A 20,117-nucleotide genomic window follows, 5' to 3' on the forward strand; every position below is an offset into this window, starting at 1 on the left:
GACTCGGCCGCCGGCGCGGGCGGGACCGCCGCGAGGGCACGAGCACCTCCGGCGACGGGCGGCGTGGAGGCACGGGGTCCGGCGACCCGCGGCCCTGCTGCTGCCCGCCGGGCGCCCCGACGTCCCGCACGGGACGGTCCTGCGCGACACGGTCCTGCGCCGGACGCTCCTGCGCGGGACGCTGCTGCACCGGACGGTCCTGGTCCGGGAGGGGGTCGTCCGGCGGGGCGGCCTCCGGGGCGTCGGGGACGATCAGCCACAGGTTCTTGATCGCGCGGTCCAGGTCCTCGACGCTCGCCTTGAGCTGGTCGGCCGCCCGGGTGCTGCCGTTCACCTCGGGGAACGCGAGGACGCCGTGCAGGCCCAGCCCGACGCCGAACAGCCGGTCGATGATCGCCTGCACGGTGTCGGGGAGGCCGTGCCCGCCGTCCGTCCCGTGCCCTTCGGCATCGCGCCCGTCCGTATCGGGCTCGGCCGCGGAGAGCCCGTCCGCGTCCGGCTCGGGCAGGCCCTGGCCGTCCGCCGGGGGAACGGTCGTCCCGCCCTCGCCGGATCCGCCCTCGCCGGGCGCCGGGTCGGCGGCCGCGTCGGCGACCGGGTCCGGGTGGTCGGGCTCCTCGCCCGGCACGGGCGGGAGGGGCATCGCCTCGATCATGGAGACGAACGGCTCGGGGTCGAGGGGGCCGCGCCTCCGCGGGTCGCCGGACGGTCCCCCGCGGTTGCAGTGAAGGTGGTGCTGTCCCTTCATGAAGGGCGCTCCTGACGATGCCTCGGGTCGGGCTGCCAGGCCGGGGCGGGCCCGCCCTCCACCACGCGGGACGGGCGGCCGTGGCCCGTGCGGCGGAGTGCGATCCGTCCTGGCCATCCAACCCTTATCAGCCTAGGACGGCGCAACCCGCTGTCAAGGAATCCGTGCCCCCGGTGGTCAGACGATGGGGCGGCCCGCCCTGATCCGGCGGCGGACGTCCCACAGGTAGGCGTTGAACGGGAACTCGCGCGCGGGGCGCGGGAGGGCCCGGTTGACCCGCGCGAGCCGGCGGGTGAAGGCGTCGAAGCGGGCCTGGTCGCGGGGCGTCCAGGGCAGGCCCAGCTCGTCGCGGAAGGGCTGCGGGAGGAAGCCGAGGGTCACGAACCGGTGGAAGCGGCCGAGCGTCCACCGGACGGGCGCGGGCAGGAAGCGCAGGTCGGTCAGGTCGCGGAGGTAGCCGCGGGTCACGTCGTCCATCTCGATCGCCGCGACGCCCGCCTTCCAGTAGACCTCGAAGGCGGCGCGGTCGGCGGGCCACATGTCCTCGGTGACCTGGAGGGTGGTGCCGAAGCGGGCGCCGTGCCGGTAGAGGTCGTCGGCCTGCGCCGGGGTCGGCGGCCCGTACAGCATCGTGTAGATCATCTCGATGCCCTGGTAGAGGCACGCGGCGACCCAGAGCTGGAGCTCGCGGTCGAAGGCGTTGTAGGCGACGGGCTCCTTGGCCCGGACGGCCTTGTGCGAGCGGTTGACCTCGCGGCGCATCGCGGCGCGCTCGGCGTCGGTGCCGAGCATGGCGACGGCGATGTAGCTGAGCGTGGTGCGCGCCCGCTTGAGCGGGTGCTTGTCGACGCGCCCGCTGTCCACGGTGCTCTCGGCGACGCCGCGGCCGACGGGGAGGCGGGAGAGCTGCATGACGACGTTCGCGGCGGCGGCGGCCAGCGCCATGCCGGTGATCGAGTCCTGGACGGCCCTCGGGGTCTGCTCGTCCATCCGAGCCTCGGCTTCCTTGAGACGATGGAGCAACACTCGTATCACTGTGCCATCGGTAAGCAAGCACTTGCAACGGTGCCCGGGACGGATCCCGGGCACCGTGAGCGAGGTCACGCGTAGGGGTCCTCCCGGGCGAGCACCCGCCCGGCGAAGTCCTTCAGCGCGTCCAGGGCCCGCAGGTACGGCATCGGGCCGTAGGACACCCGGGCGACCCCGGCCTCGGCGAGGTCCGCGAGGGACGTGCCGGGGAAGTTGTTCGCGTTGACGGGACCCGGCAGGCCCGCGACCAGCGCCGGGATCGCGTCCATCGGCGCCGTGATCGGGTACACGCAGTCGGCCCCCGCCTCCAGGTACAGGCGGCCCCGGGCGATGGCGTCCTCGACGGGGTCCGCGACCTTGGCGACGAAGCTGTCCGCGCGGGCGTTGATCACCAGCGCGTCGCCCGCCGCGGCGCGCACGGCGGCGATGAACTCGGCCTGCGTCTCGGGCGCGGCGAGTTCGCCCGCGTAGGTGTCCTCCAGGTTGCACCCGGCGGCGCCGATGCCGAGCAGCCGCTCGACCAGCTCCGCCGGCTGGAGCCCGTACCCGGCCTCGGCGTCCACCGTGACGGGGACGCTCACGGCGCGGATCACGCGTCCGGCGGCGGCGAACATCTCCTCGGCGGGCGCCCCCTCGTGGTCGGAGTAGCCGAGCATGGCGGAGACCGCGGCGCTGGCCGTCGCCAGCGCGGGGAACCCCGCCTCCTCGACGACGCCGGCGCTCCCGGCGTCCCAGACGTTCGGCAGCAGCAGCGGGTCCCCGGGACGGTGCAGATCGCGCAGCCGTGCGGCGTGGTCGGTCATATCGGTCTCCTCTGGTCCACTCCACCGTGTTCACTCCGACGACCGGACGGTACCGCCGTTCGTGACGGCGCGGCCCTCGCGATGCGTCCCGCGCCGGGTTAGCGTGGGGTGATCAACGGTCCGCGACGAGGGGGTAGGGCGCGCATGCTGCCGTGGTCGGCCGAGATGGCCGGACGCCTGGAGGAGCACACCGTCAGCAGCGAGCTGCTGCGCGGCAACCCGCTGAAGGACCCGCACGAGCGCCCGGTGCTCGTGTACCTGCCGCCCGGCTACGACGACGAGCCGGAGCGCCGCTACCCGAGCGTCTACGTGATCACCGGGTTCACCGGGCACGTCGGGATCTGGCGGAACCGCATGCCGTACCGCCGGCCGTTCCCCGAGACCGCCGACGCGGTGTTCGCGGCGGGCGACGCGCCGCCCGCGATCGTGGTGTTCGTGGACGCGTGGACGGCGCACGGCGGCAGCCAGTACATCGACTCCCCCGGCACGGGCCGGTACCACTCCTACATCTGCGACGAGATCGTCCCCTGGGTCGACGGGCGGTACCGGACGCTCGACGCGCCGGAGCACCGGGCGATCAGCGGCAAGTCCAGCGGCGGCTACGGCGCGATGATCACCCCGATGCTGCGCCCGGACCTGTTCGGCGCCCTCGCGACGCACGCCGGCGACGCGCTGTTCGAGTACTGCTACCTGCCCGAGTTCCCGAAGTGCGTCCGGCACCTGCGCAAGTACGACGGCGACGTCTGGCGCTGGTGGGACGACTTCCACGGGCGCGTGTCGTTCACCAAGCCCGAGGACATGGAGCTGCTCAACGTCCTCGGCATGGCGGTCTGCTACTCCGCGCGCCAGGACGGCACGCCCGAGCTGCCGTTCGACCCGGTCACCGGGGTGATCCGGCCGGAGGTCTGGGACCGCTGGCTGGCCTGGGACCCGGTGCGGATGGTCCCGGGGCACGCCGAGGCGATGCGGTCGCAGCGCGCGATCTGGATCGACGGCGGTACGCGCGACGAGTGGTTCCTGGACGTGGGCGCGGAGGCGTTCCGGCAGGCGCTGCTGGACGCCGGAGTGGCCGAGGACGTGATCCGTTTCGAGCTGTTCGAGGCCGGGCACGGCGGGATCGACTACCGCTACCCGCTCGCGCTCGCGTGGCTCTGCCGGCGCATCGCCCCCTGAGACCGGCGGCGCCAGCAGCGCTTATCGATAATCCATTGACATTCCACTGGAAATTGAAAATCCAGTAGTAAATGGATTCATTGACACTTTTCACACGCCGGGGTGCACTTCGGGACAGCTCAGTCGACTGAGCGGCACGTCCCCAGTCCCCGCCCGGCGGACGACGGTGTCGCGGAGTGCTCCCACAAGGACCTCCGCGCGGCCGGTCCTGCCCGGCCCGTGGAAGGAGCACCCCTGTGAGACACCAGACCGCGTTCGGGGCGGCGGCCGTGGCCGTCGGCCTCGCCGTGGCGATGTCCGCCCCGGCCGCAGGCGCGACCACCCCCACCGCGCCCGCCGCCCCGGCTAAGCCGGACCCCCGCACCGTGGCGGCGGCGTCGGCCGACCGCCTCGTCGCCGCGAAACCCGCGGCGTTCCGCAAGGCGCCCAAGGACAAGATCGTCCGGACCGGCGTCACCTCGGGCCTCCGCGGCCTCCAGTACGTCGAGTACCAGCGCACCTATGACGGGCTGCCCGTTTACGGCGGCGACTTCGTCGTCACCACCAACGCGACCGGCGGCGTGCTGAGCACGTCGGTCGGCCAGACGCAGAAGCTGGACGTCGGCACCAAGGCCACTGTCACGCCGGCGCAGGCCACCGCCACGTCCCGCGCCAAGGTGGACACGGTCGACAGCGCCTCCTCGCCCCGCCTCACGGTGCTGGCCGAGGGCACGGGACGCCTCGTGTACGAGACGGTCGTCAGCGGCCACCAGAAGAAGGCCGAGACGAAGCTCCACGTCCTCGTCGACGCCAAGACCGGCAAGGTCGTCAAAACGTGGGACGAGGTCCGCGACGCCGCCGACGATCAGAGCTACTACCACGGCACCGTCGACCTCAGCACCGCCGCGACGTCCATGACGGACCCGGCGCGGCCCGGCCACCAGTGCGGCGGCCAGGGCGGCACCGCCTACACCGGCACCGACAGCGCGTGGGGCAACGGCAGCGGCACGAACCTGGAGACCGCCTGCGTCGACGTCCTGTACGCCGTCCAGAAGGAATGGGACATGCTCGGCGCCTGGCTCGGGCGCAACGGCACCAACGGCAGCGGCCGCGGCTTCCCCTCCCGCGTCGGGCTCAGCGACGTCAACGCCTACTGGAACGGCAGCTACACGAACTTCGGCCACAACCAGGCCGGCACCCGGCAGGCCACCTCCGTGGACGTGGTCGGGCACGAGAACGGCCACGCCGTCTTCACCAACACGCCCGGCGGCGACAGCGGCGGCAACGGCAACGAGAAGGGCGGGATGAACGAGTCGGCCGGCGACATCTTCGGCGCGCTGACCGAGCACTACATCAACGAGCCCGCGAACCTCGACCCGCCGGACTACCTGGTGGGCGAGGAGGTCGACCTCGTCGGCTCCGGCCCGATCCGCAACATGTACAACCCGTCCGCGCTCGGCGACCCGAACTGCTACTCGTCCTCGATCCCGAGCACCGAGGTGCACTCCGCGGCCGGCCCGCAGAACCACTGGTTCTACCTGCTCGCCGAGGGCTCGAACCCGACCAACGGCAACCCGACGAGCCCGACCTGCAACAACTCGACGGTCACGGGCATCGGCATCCAGAAGGCCGGCCAGATCTTCATGGGCGGCCTCAACCGCAAGGTGACGAACTGGAGCCACGCCCGGGCGCGGATCGAGACCGTCAACGCCGCCCTCGCGCTGTTCCCGAACTCCGCGACCGAGTGCAACGCGGTGAAGGCCGCGTGGAGCGCCGTCAGCGTCCCCGCGCAGAGCGGCGAGGCGGCCTGCGGCACGCAGGGCCCCGACTTCTCGCTCACGCTGAACCCGTCCTCGGGCAGCGCCCAGGCCGGCGGGACCGCGACCGCGACCGTCAGCACCGCCACCACGAGCGGCAGCGCCCAGCAGATCGCGCTGTCGGCGACGAGCAGCCCGTCCGGGCCGACCGCGACGTTCTCGCCGAGCACCGTCACGTCCGGCCAGTCGGCCACGATGACCGTGAACGTCCCGGCGGGCACCCCGGACGGCACCTACCGGCTGACCGTCCTCGCCGACGGCGCCTCGGTCGACCGCACCGCCACCTACACGCTCACCGTCGGAACGAGCCAGCCGGGCACCGTCTTCTCGGACGACTTCGAGACGAACCAGGGCTGGACCACCAACCCGGGCGGCACCGACACCGCCACCACGGGCCAGTGGCAGCGCGGCACGCCCGCGCCGACGTCCTACTCCGGCACGAACCTCCAGCTCGCGGCGGCCGGCGGCAGCTACGACCTCGTCACGGGCGCGGCGGCCGGAACCGACGCCGGGACCTATGACGTGGACGGCGGCGCCACCAGCGTCCAGTCACCGGCGATCAGCCTGCCGAGCGGCACGCTGACGCTGTCGCTCTCCTGGTACCTCGCCCACCTCGACAACAGCGGCACCGACGACTACCTGCGCGTCCGCGTCGTCGGGACGAGCGGCTCCAGCACCGTCCTCAACCAGACCGGCGCGGCGAGCATCCGGGCCGGCGCCTGGCAGACCGCGACCTACGACCTGTCCGCCTACGCGGGCCAGTCGGTCCGGATCGTGGTCGACGCCGCCGACGCCGGCACCGGCAGCCTCGTCGAGGGCGGCATCGACAACGTCCGCATCACGAAGTCCTGACCTCCCCGCGCGCGGCCCGTGGCGGTGACCCGCTCTCCCCGCCACGGGCCGTGCCCCCGCACGACGTGAACCCCCGGAGGAACCATGAGATCGCGCACGCTGGCGGCCGTGGGGGCGGCAGCCCTGGCCATGGCGGGCCTCCTGCCCGGCGCCGCCGCATCGGCCGCGCCCGCATCCGCGGCCCGTCCCGCGGCCCGCCCGGCCCCGCCCGCGGCGACACTCGCCGCGCCCACCATCCCGCTCGCGAACGTCAAGGCCCACCTGGCGCAGCTCCAGTCCATCGCCACCGCGAACGGCGGCACCCGCGCGCACGGACGTCCCGGCTACCGCGCCTCCCTCGACTACGTGAAGGGCAAGCTCGACGCGGCCGGCTACCAGACCACGATCCAGCAGTTCACTAGCAACGGCGCCACCGGCTACAACCTCATCGCGGACTGGCCGGGCGGCGACACGAACAACGTCCTCATGACCGGCGCGCACCTCGACAGCGTCACCGCGGGCCCCGGCATCAACGACAACGGCTCCGGCTCCGCCGCGAACCTGGAGGTCGCGCTCGCCGTCGCCCGGGAGCGCTACCAGCCGTCCCGGCACCTGCGCTTCGGCTGGTGGGGCGCCGAGGAGCTCGGCCTCGTCGGCTCCACCTACTACGTCAACAACCTCGCCGCCACCGAGCGCTCGAAGATCAAGAGCTATCTGAACTTCGACATGGTCGGCTCCCCGAACCCCGGCTACTTCGCCTACGACGGCGACGGCTCCAGCGGCAGCGGCGGCCCCGCCGGCTCCGCGGAGATCGAGCGGGTGCTCCGCGCCTACTTCGCCTCGATCAACGTGCCCGTCCAGGACACCGCGTTCGACGGCCGCTCCGACTACGGCCCGTTCATCCGCTACGGCATCGCCGCCGGCGGCCTGTTCACCGGCGCCGAGGACCGCAAGACCACCGCGCAGGCGCAGCTCTGGGGCGGCCAGGCGAACGTCGCCTTCGACCGCTGCTACCACGCGTCCTGCGACACCTCGTCCAACATCAACGACACCGCGCTCGACCGCAACGACCAGGCCATCGCCAACGCGGTCTGGACGCTCGCGGGCGGCGGCCAGGACCCGGGCGGCGAGACCGTCTACTCCGACGACCTCGAAACCGACACCGGCTGGACGGCCAACCCCGACGGCACCGACACCGCGACCACGGGCCGCTTCGAGCGCGGCACCCCCCAGCCCACCACCTACAGCGGGACCGCCCTGCAACTCGCCGCGGCGGGCGGTAGCAACTCCCTCGTGACCGGCGCGTCCGCCGGGACCGACGCCGGGACCAACGACCTCGACGGCGGCACGACCAGCATCCGCTCCGCGCCGATCACCCTGCCCGCCGGAACGAAGACCCTCTCGTTCTCCTGGTACCTCGCCCACCTCGACAACAGCGGCAACACCGACTACCTCCGCGTCCGCGTCGTCGGGACCAGCGGGACCACCACCGTCCTCAACCAGACCGGCGCGGCGAGCGTCCGCGCGGGCGCCTGGCAGACCCAGACGGCCGACATCTCCGCCTACGCGGGCCAGTCGGTCCGCATCCTCGTGGACGCGGCGGACGCCGGCACCGGAAGCCTCGTCGAGGCGGGCCTGGACACCATCAAGATCACTAAATGACCGCGCCATCTCCCCTGGTCAAACCCCCTTTTCATCGGCATTCAGCCGTTAACCGATAGAAGTTGAAATTCCAGTACTAAATGGATTCGTTGACACCGTCCGGCTGTCACGGTGCACTTCTGGACAGTTCGACCGGCTCGACACGAGATCCACGTCCACTGCCCTCCACCGGTGCGGGGCCCCAGACCCGCACCACGCGTCCGGTGCCCCCGCAAAGGACGCTCGCGGGTGCGGCCGTCCCCGCCCGGCCGCACCCGCGACAGCCGGCCATCGCGGGTCCCCCTCCTCAGTCCACGCCGGCCGCCCCGGCACCCGCGGACCCGTCCCACAAGGACCTCCGCGGGCGGCGGGCCGCCGGCCCGTGTAAGGAGCCCCCTGTGAGACACCAGACCGCGCTCGGCACGGCGGCGATCACCGCCGGCCTCACCGTGGCGATGTCCGCCCCCGCCGCGGGCGCGAGCACCCGCGCCGTCCCCGCCTCCCCGTCCCCGTCGCCCCAGGCGGCGGCCGCCTCCGCCGACCGGCTCGTCTCGTCCGGCCGGGCCCCGGTCCACACCTCGCCCAAGGACAGGATCGTCCGCCGCGGGGTCTCGACCACCGGAGGCCTCCAGTACGTCTCCTACGAGCGCACCTACGCCGGGCTGCCCGTCCGGGGCGGCGACTTCGTCGTCACCACCGACGCCGCGGGCAAGGTCCTGAGCACCTCCACCACCCAGACCGCGGCCCTCTCCGTCGGGACCACGCCCACGGTCACCGCCGCCAGAGCGGCCGCGATCTCCCGCCGGCAGTTCCCCGGCGCCAAGAGCACCTCCACGCCGACCCTGACCGTCCTCGCCGAAGGCAAGGGCCGGCTGGTCTACGAGACCGTCGTCCGCGGCACCCGCCGCTCCGGCTCCTACGGCGTCGCCCCCAGCCCCTCGTACGGCTTCGCCGGCTCGTACGGCCTCGCCGCGGCCCAGCGCCCCGCCGTCGTGCACGTCCTCGTCGACGCCGCCACCGGCAAGGTCGTCAGCACCTGGGACGAGGTCCTCGACGCGAACGACGACCAGAGCTACTACCACGGCGGCCGCAACCAGCCGACGAGCATCGCCACCACCGGCTCCGGCACGTCGTTCAGCATGCGCGACCCCGGCCGCCCCGGCATCAGCTGCGGCAACCAGAGCGGCACCGTCTTCACCGGCACCGACGACGCCTGGGGCTCCGCCAGCGGCACCGACCTCGAAACCGCCTGCGTCGACGCCCTCAAGGCCGCCCAGTCCGAGTACGACATGGTCAAAACCTGGTTCGGCCGCAACGGCCTCGACGGCAACGGCCGCGGCTGGCCCATGCGCGTCGGCCTCAACCAGGCCAACGCCTTCTGGAACGGCAGCTACGCCAACTTCGGCCGCAACTCGTCCTCGACCCGCCAGGCCACCCCCACCGACGTCGTCGCCCACGAGCTCGGCCACGGCATCTTCCAGAACACGCCCGGCGGCTCCGGCGGCAGCAACGAGAAGGGCGGCCTCAACGAGTCCACCGGCGACATCTTCGGCGCCCTCACCGAGTGGTACCTCAACGAGCCCCGCGTCTCCGAGTCCTTCTCCGGCAACGTCGCCCTCGTCAACTACGACCCGCCGGACTTCCAGGTCGGCGAGGAGGTCAACCTCGTCGGCTCAGGCCCGATCCGCAGCATGTCCAACCCGTCCACGATCAGCGGGCACCCGAACTGCTACAGCTCCTCGGTGCCGAACCTGGAGGTCCACGCCGGAGCCGGCGTCCAGAACCACTGGTTCTACCTGCTCGCCGTGGGCTCCGCCGCCAACGACCCCAACAACGGCCGTCCCAACAGCCCCACCTGCAACGGGTCCACGGTCACCGGCGTCGGCGTACAGAAGGCCGGCCTGATCTTCATGTCGACCCTCAACATGAAGACCACGACCTGGACCCACTCGATCGTCCGCAGGACCTCCCTCCAGGCCGTCCTCAACCTGGTGCAGGCGGGCAAGGCCACCTGCACCGACTTCACCCGGACCAGGGACGCGTGGAACGCGGTGAGCGTCCCCGCCGCCAGCGGAGAGCCCACGACCTGCACGGGCTGACCCGGCGGCCGCACGGAACGATCTCGGCCCGTCCCGTGCGCTCCGCGTTCCAGGGGGACCCCGCCCCCCGCCGGGCCCCCGGCGCCAACCTGTCCAAGGCGCCGGGGGCCCTCACCCACCCGCACCCCACACGGCCGGACGGTCATCCAAAGAGCTCGTGCAGGACACCGAGTGCACGTGCTGGAACGGCTTCGTCAGGAAAGAAGTCGGCACATACCTGGAGCGCCGCCTCCACGGTCTCGATCCCCACCAACGCGGCGAGCGACCGGAGGTCATCGATGTCACGAGTGCGGCCGGCAAGGGCTTCAATCGCGAAGAGATGAGCAGGAGAGGCGGCCATGACGCCGTTTGCCGGGGTCATCCTTGCGGGAGACGTAAACGCTGGCTTGTTCGTTGAGCCACCAGCGGGGAAGTCCGAGGTCGTCGGCTACCGCTTGCGCCTCTTCCAAGACGATCCCGTGCGGCACGAACATGGCATCGACGTTCGGGTGACGCGTACCGCGTCGTAAGCGAGCGCCATCGCGGCGCCACCGACGACGAACAGGTCAGCGGTGACCCCGCGGCGTAGGAGACGTTCACCGAGGGCGGTGAACGCACGTTCTAGACCGGTTCGGTCGAGAAGAATCCCGCTTGAGTCGTTCATGCGGCTGTCGTCGGGGCGGTGAGTCGTTCGACGACGACGGCGATCGGATCTTGAGTGCCGGCGGGGACGAACAGCGTGCGGGCCTTGCCGTGGACGTCCCGCGCGCGCCACCAGCCGCTTGTCCCGATCGCAAAGAACGTCGCGCAGATGCTCCGCTGCCCGGACACGAGGCCGGGGGTTGGCGCAGCGCGTACGGCAGGCACGTTTCGAACTCAGAGCCTGGCGAGGAGAGTCATTCCTCGCAGACCTGGACGATCACATGCACACGGCCATGATCGGTCTTTGACGTGCCTACCTCACTCTCCGATCTTCTTGGAATAGAGCGTGATCGTGGTCTGCTCGGTGACCCTCCTGCCGGCCTCGGGCGACTGCTTGACGACGACCCAGTTGCGGTCCCACAGCAGTAGCCGTCCCTGACCGGTCGCGTCCTTCTCCGCCAGCATGTAGAGCCCGACGGCCTGCATCTCGTTCTGCGCGGCCTGGTGGTTGTGGCCGACGACGTTCGGCACCTTGATCTTCTTGGCGGCGGGCGCCTTGGCCGTGGCGGACGGCGGGGTGGACGGGGCCGTGGACGGCTCCACCGCAGCGGCTGACGGCGTGGCGGTCACGGTCTTCACCGGCGCAGCGGTCGGAGTGGCGCCGCAGGCGGCGGTGCCGAGGATGACGAGCATGCCTAGGGCGGCGGTGATGCGCATGGATACCCCTGTTCGCGGACGGGCAGATGGCAGGAAGCGCATCCTCTGGTGTGCGAAGTACTCCTGAGACGCCGCGGTTTCACTGGGTGTTTACTTCGGGACGCAGGCTGTCACGATCCGGCCATCGCGTGCCCTCAGGTTGGGGCGTTCGTGCCCTTCGGTTCGGCAGGGGTGTCGGGGGTGGGGGTCACAATGTAGGTATGTGCCGCAGTATCAAGACCCTCCGCCCGCCGTTCGCTGAGGACGTCACCGATCAGGACGTGCGGGCCGCCGCGCTCCAGTACGTCCGCAAGGTGTCCGGGTTCCGGGCTCCCGCTCCCCATAACGCCGAGGCGTTCGACCGGGCCGTCGAGGAGATCGCTCGGAGTACCGCCGCTCTGCTCGACACCATCGAGGTTCGGGGCGCTCGCCGCGCGGGGTGAGCGGCGGCCTGACGCAGCCGAGCCCGCGCCGGTCGGGTGTCGGCGCGGGCTCGTGCGTGCGCGGTGCTACTCGGCGGCGACCAGTTCCGCGATCTGGACGGCGTTGAGCGCCGCGCCCTTGCGCAGGTTGTCGCCGGAGCAGAAGAGGGCCAGGCCGTTCTCGACGGTCTCGTCGCGGCGGATGCGGCCGACGTAGGTCGGGTCCTGCCCGGCGGCCTGGAGGGGGGTCGGGACGTCCGTCAGGACGACGCCGGGCGCGCCCGACAGCAGCTCGCTGGCCTTCTCGGGGCCGATCGGGCGGGCGAAGCGGGCGTTGATCTGGAGGGAGTGGCCGGTGAACACCGGGACGCGGACGCAGGTGCCGGAGACCTTCAGGTCGGGGATTCCCAGGATCTTGCGGCTCTCGTTGCGGAGCTTCTGCTCCTCGTCGGTCTCGGCGAGGCCGTCGTCGACGATCGAGCCGGCCATCGGCAGGACGTTGAACGCGATCGGGCGGACGTAGACCCGCGGCTCGGGGAACTCGACCGCGGTCCCGTCGTGGGTGAGCCGGTCGGCGCCCTCGACGACCTTGCCGGCCTGCTCGTGCAGTTCGGCGACGCCGGCGAGGCCGCTGCCGGAGACGGCCTGGTAGGTGGCGACGACCAGGGCGGTCAGGCCCGCTTCGGCGTGCAGGGGGCGCAGGACGGGCATCGCGGCCATCGTGGTGCAGTTGGGGTTGGCGATGATCCCCTTGGGCCGGGCGGTGACGGCGTGCGGGTTGACCTCGGACACGACGAGGGGGACGTCCGGGTCCATCCGCCAGGCGGACGAGTTGTCGATCACGACGGCGCCGGCGGCGGCGACCTTGGGCGCCAGTTCCTTGGAGGACGCCTTGCCCGCCGAGAACAGGACGATGTCGAGGCCGGCGTAGTCGGCGGTCGCGGCGTCCTCGACGGTGATCTCGGTGCCGTCGAAGGGCAGCTTGCGGCCCGCCGAGCGGGCGGAGGCGAACAGGCGCAGCTCGTCCAGCGGGAACCCGCGTTCGGCCAGGATGCGCCGCATCACGCTTCCGACCTGGCCGGTGGCCCCGACGATCCCGATCCTCATGCCGCTCCCTCTGGTTCCATCGCTTGACCTGGGACGACGAGTCTGCCCAGGGCCGTGCGGGACGTCCAATCAATAACCCTTCGTACCGACTTTAAGCAATGCTTAACGAAGCCGGTAACTCACCTCCAGTCCAGTGTGACGCGCGCCTCCTCGTGGGCTCGGGCGTGCTCGGCCAGCGCGCGGCCGAGGATCTCGTCGAGCGCGTCGAGGCGGGCCTCGATGGCGGCCAGCTCGCGTTCGGCCCTTTCGAGGCCGGAGTCCTTGGCCAGTGAGAGGGTGCCGCCGTCCAGCGCGGACGCGAGCGCGGCGCCCAGCTCGCGGTCGGCGCGGAGGTGCGCGCGGAGGGGGCCGGCGATCTGCTCGTGCCGCTCGCGGAGCCGCTCGAAGCCCGCGGCGGCGCCCGCCAGCTCGGCTCGGGCCGTCTCGATGCGCTCGTCCGCGCCCTCTTGCTGCTCCCGGAGTTCTGCCAGTTCGGCCTGGGCGGCGGCCGCCTTCTCTAGGGACTGCCGGACGCGCGGCTCCAGCAGGGCGAGCTGGTCACGGGTCAGGCGGAGCAGTTCCCCGGCGGCCGTTCCGGTGGCGCGCTCGGCCTCTTCGGCGGAGGTGATCCGTTCGGCTTCCGCGGTGAGGGCCTCTTGCTGGGCGCGCAGTTCGTCCACCTCGTCCGCGAGGCGGCGCAGGCGGCGGAGTTCGGCGAGGCGGTCACGGAGCTCGGAGTGCTCGGCGGCCAGCTCGGCCGTCTCCCGCTCGGTGTCGCGGAGCTCGTCCAGCTCGGCCCGAGTGGCCGCCAGCCGGGCTTTGACGGCGGCTAGTCGGGCGTGCTGTTCCCGCAGATGGTCCTGGACGGGCCGTCCCGGCGACGCCGCCTCCACCAGGGCCGGGACGGCGCGTCCGACGTCGGCGAGCCGCTCCAGCGCGTCGTCCAGCGCCACCACGGCCTGGAACGCGGCCACGTCGTCGGGCGCCGCGTCGGCCAAGGTTCCCGGGGCCGCGGCGGGACGGGTGGCGAGGGCGAGCGCCGCCCATTCCGCCGCGTGCCGCAGGACGGTCAGCGCCGCCACCGGGCCCTCGTCGGCGAGCGCGGCGCTGATCAGGGCCTTGAGGTCGTCGGTGCTCATCGGGGCTCCGTCGGGGTCTCGGCGAGGGGGTGCAGGCGGAGCTCGCCGCCGCCCGCGGGCGCGAGGACGAGGACGCCCGCGCACGCGTGGGACGGACGGAGCCCGACCCGGTACGGCCCGGGCGGCAGCGCGGGAAGGCGCACGGCGACGTCCCGCCCGTCCACCTGGACGTGGAAGGGGCCCGGGCTTTCCGCGGGGACCTCGATCAGCACGGGAAGCCCGTCCTGGACGGCGAAGTCCGCGGACGGGTCGAGCGGCACGTCGCGGACCTCCAGCAGCCCGTGCCGGACGCGGTGCAGCGGCAGGGCCACCGAGGGACGCTCGGGAGGCGACACCTCGATCTCGCCCGCCGCGATCCGCAGCGCCCCGCGCACGGCGGCGGACGGGCCCAGGACGAGCGGCGGCCCGGTCAGGTCGAGGAGATCCGTTAGAAAGCGGCCGACCAGGGGGAAGACGCCGAACCGTCCGGCGATCGCGACGGTCGCGGGAGCCGTGCCGCCGACCCGTTCCACGACGTCCTTGAGGGCCGCCGCGGTCCCGGCGAACGCGTCGATCAGTGTCCCGGCGGTCAGGTCCATCTCACCTATGCGGTAGACGGGGGTGTCTCGGTACCGAGGGTGGGTCCATGCGCGTGGCAGGACGACCGCCGCCCGGCGTCCCTGTCTTGCCCGCACTCCCGCGAACATCGCGGCGAAATCGCCCGTCCTGGCAGCGGGCACCGCCGCCTCGACGGCCGTGTCGAAGGCCAGGCCGCCGCCCCGCCCGCGCTCGGTGACCGCTACGGCCTCCAGCATGGCCGTTCCGCCTGACATCGTGCAGAGGGCGGCGCTGACCGTCCGGGCGCCGAGGTCGCAGACCAGGAGCGGCCCCTCGCCGGGACGGGTGCGCATCGCTTCGGCGGCGACGCAGCCCGCCTGGCCCGCCCAGCTCACGCGCGGCCAGCCGAGCTCGTCCAGGACGGTCCGGCGGAGCCGCTCGTAGGCGCGGATGCCCTCGGGGGTGCCGTCCAGCCAGGCGTCGGGGACGGTCACGGTCATCCCGGCGATCGCGCCCGGCGCGCGGGCCCGGCCGGCCTCCAGCAGCTTGGACAGGAAGACCGCGTACCCGCCGGACGGCGTCGGACGCGACTCGACCACGGGCGGGGCGCCGGGGCCGCCGAGCGCCAGCCGCGTGCTCGCCGACCCCGCGTCGAGCGCGACCGCCACCCGCCCGGTCATCCGTCGCCCGACCGGCGGCGGCTGAAGCCGAACCGGCCGCGGCCCTGCTTCGCCACCCGCTCGTGGACCGCCTTGATCTCGTCCAGCCGGACGCGGACCAGGTCGGCCGGATCCCAGGACGGCTGCCCCGGCACCTCCTTGCACGCCTTGTCCAGCAGGTTCATCTGGTGCTTGATCTCCTGCGTCGCGGCGTCGGCGAGGACGTCGCGGAACTCGGCGGCGAGGTCCGCGCCGAGCGCGCCGTCGATGATCGCCTCGCTCATCTGCACCATGTGCCTGTCGGCCTGCGTCCGGTCGTAGCGGTGCGCGACGGCGAACATGACCCGCTCCGTGAGCAGGAACGCCTCGACCGCCGTCAGCGGACGGCCCGCGTCCAGCACCGCCCTGAGCGCCGTCGCCGGGGTGGACCAGCGGCCCATCGCGGCGGCCAGGTAGAAGTCGACGACCTCGTCGATGCCCGCGTCGGGCGCCAGGCCGCCCAGGTCCCCGGCGACCGCCTGCGAGGCCCCCTCCCACGCGTTCCCCCCGTGCGCCGGCTGCGCTGCGATCTGCTCCTGCGGTGGAGGCGACGGGACGGTCAGCGGCGGCGCGGCGACCGAACCGTGCCCGATCGCGCCGTTCTCGGTGGGCGGCGCCATGGCGGCCGACGCGCCGGACGGGCGTTGGGACGCCTCGTTCGCGCGGAGGCGGGCGCGCAGTTCGCCGAACGCGGGCCGCGTCACGAGCTCGGGGTCGGGCGGGTCGGTGTCCAGGACCCAGATCAGCGGCGTCCAGTCGTGCGCGCCGTCGTGGACGAGCCGCCGCACCAGGTTGATCACGGCGTCGGCGCGGTCGGGGGAGTCCTCCCACGGGCGCTGCCGCAGCGCCGCCGCGAGGTGCCGGACGAGCCGCGCGCCCATGCCTTGGGACGGGCAGCGCGTCCAGGCCCACAGGAAGCCGTTCTCGTAGGCGGCGAAGTCGGCGGCGGCGGACGCGTCCGGGAGGAAGCGGGGGGTCGCGCCGAGCATGAGGAGGAGGGCGTCCACGGCGCCCTGCCCGCCGCGCTCGTCGGTCTCCAGCCCGCGGAGCATCGCCGCCGCGGCCTCGTGGACGGACGGGTCGCGCTCGCGCCCGCCGATCCAGGCGATGAGGGCGGGGAGCGGCAGTTCGAGGCGGCCGAGGCGGCCGGCGACGCGCAGCAGCGCGGACGCCCATTCGGGCTGCCCTTCGGCCATGCCGCGGAACACGGCGGCACCGGTCTCGCGTCCGGCGAGGAGGTCGCGGAAGGGCGGCATCATGTCGCGCAGCGGTTCGCCGAGCCACTCGACCCAGGCGCGGACGCGGTCGTGGCCGCGGTTCTCGGAGCCGAGCAGCCAGGCGGCGAGGGCGTGGTCGCGGTCGAGGCGGGCGAGCAGCTGCGCCCCCGTCCAGGACGGGTCGGCGGGGTCCACGTGGTCGCGGATCAGCTCGGCGGCGAGGGCCCGCGCGGTCGCGGACGGGCGGGCGCCCTCCCCGCGCCGCACCAGGGTCGCGAGGAACAGGTCGGCGAATCGGCGCTGCGCGGCGAACGCGGCGTACCGGGAGACGCGCCCGTCGGGCTCCTCGCGCCACAGCAGCCCGGCGGCGGCGTCGCCGAGCGCGTCGGTCAGCTCGGCGCCGCCCGTGCCGGCGGCCTGGTCCCAGCGCTGCTCGATCAGCGGCAGGTCGTCGGGCTCGCCGCGGCGGATCAGGTAGGCGAGCACCCGGGCCTGGTCGGGGGGCGCGATCTCCTGGAGGCGGGGGCCGCGGAGGAGCCTGCGGATCTCCGCGTCCGTGCCCGGGCGGTCCTGGTGGACGGCGCGGACGACCTCGCGGGGCCATTCGACGTCGGCGAGGCGCTGGAGGGCGTGCCCGGGGTCGCCGAAGTCGCGGGGCTCGCTGCCCGCGGCGAGGTAGCCGACCAGCCAGGCGAGGTCGCGGTTGCGGCGGAGCAGGCCGTCCAGGAGCCGCAGGTAGCCCTCCGCCGTGGCGGACAGCGGGCCGGTGTCGGCCGGGCCGCGCCAGCTCACCTCGCGGGCGCCCTCGCGGGGCCGCCGGGTGAACGCCAGCCGGATCTTGCCCGCGGGGCCGGCCGCCCACGTCGCGCCGGTGAAGTCGGCCCGGTAGCCGTAGGGCAGCAGCGCCGCGACGGCGTCGAGGAACGCGAGCCGGTCCGCCAGGGACGCCTCGCCCGCGTGGACGACGTCGACCCGCCCGTCCAGCAGCAGCGCCGCCGTCCGCATCACCTTGGCCCGGTCGAAGCGGTCGATGTCGCGGGCGAGGTCGGCGGGCGCGTACTCCGGCAGGGACAGCACGACGCGCTCGCCCGGGTCGCCGCCCATCGGCAGGTCGAGCCGCAGCAGCTCCCGGTAGAGCGCGGTGTAGGAGACGGGCGCGGCCTCGACGTCCTGGTACGGGACGCAGACGTACCGGGTGAACGCGACGGGGCGGCCCGCGCCGTCGCGGTGCTCGGTCCAGTTCTCGACGGACATGCCGAGGTAGCGGTCCGGCGCCTCGCCGACCCAGCTGATCGTCACCCAGGGGAGCGCGCCCTCGCCGGTCCGGTGCGCGGGCGGGGTGCCGAGCCCGTACCGGCGCAGGATCCGGGAGAACCCGTCCTGGGTGAACGGCTCCCGGCTGCTGTTCAGGACGCCGTAGTCGTCGCTGCTGCCGGGGCGCTTGCCGGACAGCGCCCACCCGGCGGTCACCCGGACCATCGCGGGCCCTCCCCCGTCATCGTCAACGGGCCACCCCGTTCGCGCCGCCGGGCAGCCGGCGGCCGAGCCACAGCACCGGTTCCACCACGTTGATCGGCCACACCTTGCCGCGGATCTCCATGGTGCCGTCGGCGCTCTTGCTGATGTTCCAGTAGTCGTTCTCGGTGAAGCGGTCGGACTCGCCCAGGTAGAACCCGACGGCGGACGTCGCGAAGTACCGCACCCGGTCGGGGTGGAAGTACTTCTGGATGCTGCTGAGCACGAGGTCGGCGTTGCCGACCTTGGAGTCCCGGCACATCTCGGCGAAGAAGTGCCCGGCGGAGTCCTCGCGGACGCGCGGCAGCATCTGCGGGGTGTCGTCGTAGGTGAGGTAGCCGCCGACGCGGGCCCGCCGGTACACCTCGGGCGCGTCGAACTTCGTCACGCAGACGGCGAGGTGCTGCGGGAGCCGCGCGTCGGCCGAGCCGCGGTCGCGGAACACCTGCCGCGACAGCTTCAGCAGCGTCCGCTGGAAGTAGCTGTAGGAGTCGCCCTGCCGCCGCTCGCGGGTCGGGTCGAAGAGGTAGACGATCCCGTCGCAGCCCGCGAGGTGCTCGATGATCTGGTCCTCGCCGATCTCGGCGGAGCCGGTCTCCTCGGTCTCGTCGCCGAATCCGAGGTTGTCGCCGCCGGACGGCGCCGGGCCCTCGGGGGCGGCCTTGCTCGCGAACACGGCGCCGGGCGAGTCGAGGAGGTCGATGTTGAACTCCAGCGGCACGTCCTGGCTCTTCCTGCCGAAGCGGCGGCCGGTCGGCAGCGTCGTGGTGCCGCGCAGCGTCCAGCTCAGCGCGTTGGAGAACTTCGTGGCGGCCGGGAACCGGCGGTGCTGGGTGAGCAGGCCGGTCTGGGTGTCGAGGAAGTCGTTGGACTCCTCGTTGACCCCGTACAGCATCCAGTCGTCGGGGTTGCGCAGCACCGCGACCTGGAGCGCGGCGAGGAAGGTCGTCTTCCCGCTCTCCGGCGCGCCCCACAGCCCGATGCGGCGCAGCTCCCGCCGGGGCTGCGCCACGTTCGGGTTGCCCGGCCCCCGCGGGCCCGGCGCGGCGTTCGCGTTCTGCGGGGGCGGTGAGAACTGCGACGGCGAAGAGAACTGGGACGGGTCGGTCACCGGGCACCTCGTTCCGGGTCGGCCAGGGGAAGGGTGAGGTTCTGCGGCACCGGCGGGAGGAGGCCGAGGCCCACCCCGAGCCGCCGCGCGTCGATGTCGTCGATGTCGTGGAGGCCGCCCGCGCCGAGCGCCGCCCACACCGGGTGGCCGCGGTCGGCGCCTGGCGGCAGGACGGCGGCGCAGGACGCGCCCGCGCGCGCGATCCCGGCCAGCGCCGCCTGCCAGTTCCGCTCGAACTGGCACGGCAGCACGTCGTCGTCGCCCTGGACGGGCGGGTGCGGCGGCCGGGCGCCGACGGTCAGCAGGACGGTCCGCGCCGGCGCGCGTTCCGGCGCCCGCGCCGCGTCGCCGGGCAGCGGGACCGGACCCGTGGACGGCGTCCGGCCCCGGGCGAGCCGTGCCGCGATCTCGTGCAGGACGTCCTCGACCGGCGACGCCTCCGGGTACTCGACGGGGCTCGGCCGGAGCCGTCCGAGTGCCTCGACGGCCTTGACGGGGGTGCCGAGCCAGTCGCCGAGGACGGCCCGCCGCCGCTCCCTCCCGCGCCCGTAGGCGTGGTCGCGGTAGCCGAGCACCGCGACGCGGACCAGGTCGGAGCCCGGATACGTCACGTCCAGGACGGACACCAGGCCGCGCAGCAGGTCGAGCCGCCGCTGGACCAGCTCATCCACGCCGCCGAGCTCGACCGCGCAGATCAGGTCGACGGGCTCGGTGAGGACGTCGAGGCGCTCCGGCAGCCCGTCCAGCATCTCGGGCAGCCGCTCGGTGACCGGGCGCAGCCCGTCCGGGGCGGTGATGCGGACCCGTCCCGGCCCGTCCAGGACGGCCCGGACCTCGGTGCGCGACCCGGCGGGCAGCCGCGCCGCGCCCGCCGTGAGCAGCGTCCAGCGGTCGGGGGTCGCGGCGACGGCGGCCAGCACGGTCGCGTCGGCGTCGCCCGGCGGGCGGGCCACCG

Annotated in this window: 15 protein-coding genes and 1 pseudogene; 5 read left to right on the forward strand and 11 right to left on the reverse strand. The window is 73.4% G+C overall.

Annotated features, from left to right (window positions below; all coding sequences use genetic code 11):
• From E1300_RS35460 to E1300_RS35470, 3 genes and pseudogenes are all read right to left on the reverse strand, one after another.
• Positions 1 to 748: pseudogene (locus E1300_RS35460) on the reverse strand (hypothetical protein); the annotation flags it as partial.
• 177 nt (positions 749 to 925) lie between these two features.
• A complete protein-coding gene (locus tag E1300_RS35465; RefSeq protein WP_131761491.1) occupies positions 926 to 1,738 on the reverse strand; it encodes an oxygenase MpaB family protein in 813 nt (270 codons plus the stop codon).
• 110 nt (positions 1,739 to 1,848) lie between these two features.
• Positions 1,849 to 2,580, reverse strand: coding sequence for an isocitrate lyase/PEP mutase family protein (locus E1300_RS35470; RefSeq protein WP_131761492.1), 732 nt, complete (start codon positions 2,578 to 2,580; stop codon positions 1,849 to 1,851).
• Between the two features lie 144 nt (positions 2,581 to 2,724).
• Here E1300_RS35470 and E1300_RS35475 point away from each other — a divergent pair, with 144 nt between their 5' ends.
• The 4 genes from E1300_RS35475 to E1300_RS35490 all read left to right on the forward strand — a co-directional run bounded on the left by E1300_RS35475 (position 2,725) and on the right by E1300_RS35490 (position 10,120).
• Positions 2,725 to 3,753 (forward strand): alpha/beta hydrolase, encoded by a 1,029-nt coding sequence (locus E1300_RS35475; RefSeq protein WP_131761493.1) that lies wholly within the window; start codon positions 2,725 to 2,727, stop codon positions 3,751 to 3,753.
• A gap of 236 nt (positions 3,754 to 3,989) precedes the next feature.
• Positions 3,990 to 6,401: a M4 family metallopeptidase gene (locus E1300_RS35480; RefSeq protein WP_242619594.1), complete on the forward strand. Its 2,412-nt coding sequence runs from the start codon at positions 3,990 to 3,992 to the stop codon at positions 6,399 to 6,401.
• An 84-nt stretch (positions 6,402 to 6,485) separates the two neighbouring features.
• Complete coding sequence (locus E1300_RS35485; RefSeq protein WP_131761494.1) at positions 6,486 to 8,042, forward strand: M28 family peptidase; 1,557 nt, start codon at positions 6,486 to 6,488, stop codon at positions 8,040 to 8,042.
• A 377-nt stretch (positions 8,043 to 8,419) separates the two neighbouring features.
• Positions 8,420 to 10,120, forward strand: coding sequence for a M4 family metallopeptidase (locus E1300_RS35490; protein WP_242619595.1), 1,701 nt, complete (start codon positions 8,420 to 8,422; stop codon positions 10,118 to 10,120).
• 305 nt (positions 10,121 to 10,425) lie between these two features.
• Here the strand turns inward: E1300_RS35490 and E1300_RS50530 are convergent, their stop codons facing one another.
• Positions 10,426 to 10,593, reverse strand: coding sequence for a hypothetical protein (locus tag E1300_RS50530; RefSeq protein WP_165503137.1), 168 nt, complete (start codon positions 10,591 to 10,593; stop codon positions 10,426 to 10,428).
• Positions 10,594 to 11,059: 466 nt separating this feature from the next.
• Positions 11,060 to 11,458, reverse strand: a complete 399-nt coding sequence (locus tag E1300_RS35495) for a PASTA domain-containing protein (protein WP_207400131.1) — start codon at positions 11,456 to 11,458, stop codon at positions 11,060 to 11,062.
• Positions 11,459 to 11,658: 200 nt separating this feature from the next.
• On the opposite strand from E1300_RS35495, the gene E1300_RS35500 reads away from it, so the two are divergent.
• A complete protein-coding gene (locus E1300_RS35500) occupies positions 11,659 to 11,880 on the forward strand; it encodes a DUF2277 domain-containing protein (RefSeq protein WP_131761495.1) in 222 nt (73 codons plus the stop codon).
• A gap of 66 nt (positions 11,881 to 11,946) precedes the next feature.
• On the opposite strand, the gene E1300_RS35505 is transcribed toward E1300_RS35500, so the two are convergent.
• From E1300_RS35505 to E1300_RS50535, 6 genes are all read right to left on the reverse strand, one after another.
• Entirely contained in the window at positions 11,947 to 12,966 is a 1,020-nt protein-coding gene (locus E1300_RS35505) for an aspartate-semialdehyde dehydrogenase (protein ID WP_131761496.1), read from the reverse strand.
• 119 nt (positions 12,967 to 13,085) lie between these two features.
• Complete coding sequence (locus tag E1300_RS35510) at positions 13,086 to 14,084, reverse strand: coiled-coil domain-containing protein (protein WP_131761497.1); 999 nt, start codon at positions 14,082 to 14,084, stop codon at positions 13,086 to 13,088.
• The gene (locus tag E1300_RS35515) at positions 14,081 to 15,301 is read right to left on the reverse strand and encodes a hypothetical protein (RefSeq protein WP_131761498.1); all 1,221 of its coding nucleotides are present in this window, start codon (positions 15,299 to 15,301) and stop codon (positions 14,081 to 14,083) included. The genes E1300_RS35510 and E1300_RS35515 overlap by 4 nt, the downstream gene beginning before the upstream one ends.
• Positions 15,298 to 18,015, reverse strand: coding sequence for a hypothetical protein (locus E1300_RS35520; protein WP_131761499.1), 2,718 nt, complete (start codon positions 18,013 to 18,015; stop codon positions 15,298 to 15,300). Before E1300_RS35520 ends, E1300_RS35515 begins: the two co-directional genes overlap by 4 nt.
• Positions 18,016 to 18,037: 22 nt before the next feature.
• Positions 18,038 to 19,162 (reverse strand): hypothetical protein, encoded by a 1,125-nt coding sequence (locus tag E1300_RS35525; protein WP_131761500.1) that lies wholly within the window; start codon positions 19,160 to 19,162, stop codon positions 18,038 to 18,040.
• Positions 19,159 to 20,117 (reverse strand): hypothetical protein (locus E1300_RS50535; protein ID WP_207400132.1); only part of this gene is annotated, 959 nt, incomplete at its 5' end. The genes E1300_RS50535 and E1300_RS35525, both read right to left, overlap by 4 nt.

It is taken from the genome of Actinomadura fibrosa (assembly GCF_900659615.1).
Lineage (GTDB): Bacteria > Actinomycetota > Actinomycetes > Streptosporangiales > Streptosporangiaceae > Spirillospora > Spirillospora fibrosa.

Coding starts and splice junctions, on each gene's coding strand:
- E1300_RS50530 (WP_165503137.1), bottom strand. CDS start 10,593: ATGTTCGTGCCGCACGGGATCGTCTTGGAAGAGGCGCAAGCGGTAGCC.
- E1300_RS35470 (WP_131761492.1), bottom strand. CDS start 2,580: ATGACCGACCACGCCGCACGGCTGCGCGATCTGCACCGTCCCGGGGAC.
- E1300_RS35500 (WP_131761495.1), top strand. CDS start 11,659: ATGTGCCGCAGTATCAAGACCCTCCGCCCGCCGTTCGCTGAGGACGTC.
- E1300_RS35510 (WP_131761497.1), bottom strand. CDS start 14,084: ATGAGCACCGACGACCTCAAGGCCCTGATCAGCGCCGCGCTCGCCGAC.
- E1300_RS35465 (WP_131761491.1), bottom strand. CDS start 1,738: ATGGACGAGCAGACCCCGAGGGCCGTCCAGGACTCGATCACCGGCATG.
- E1300_RS35505 (WP_131761496.1), bottom strand. CDS start 12,966: ATGAGGATCGGGATCGTCGGGGCCACCGGCCAGGTCGGAAGCGTGATG.
- E1300_RS35515 (WP_131761498.1), bottom strand. CDS start 15,301: ATGACCGGGCGGGTGGCGGTCGCGCTCGACGCGGGGTCGGCGAGCACG.
- E1300_RS35495 (WP_207400131.1), bottom strand. CDS start 11,458: ATGCGCATCACCGCCGCCCTAGGCATGCTCGTCATCCTCGGCACCGCC.
- E1300_RS35520 (WP_131761499.1), bottom strand. CDS start 18,015: ATGGTCCGGGTGACCGCCGGGTGGGCGCTGTCCGGCAAGCGCCCCGGC.
- E1300_RS35475 (WP_131761493.1), top strand. CDS start 2,725: ATGCTGCCGTGGTCGGCCGAGATGGCCGGACGCCTGGAGGAGCACACC.
- E1300_RS35485 (WP_131761494.1), top strand. CDS start 6,486: ATGAGATCGCGCACGCTGGCGGCCGTGGGGGCGGCAGCCCTGGCCATG.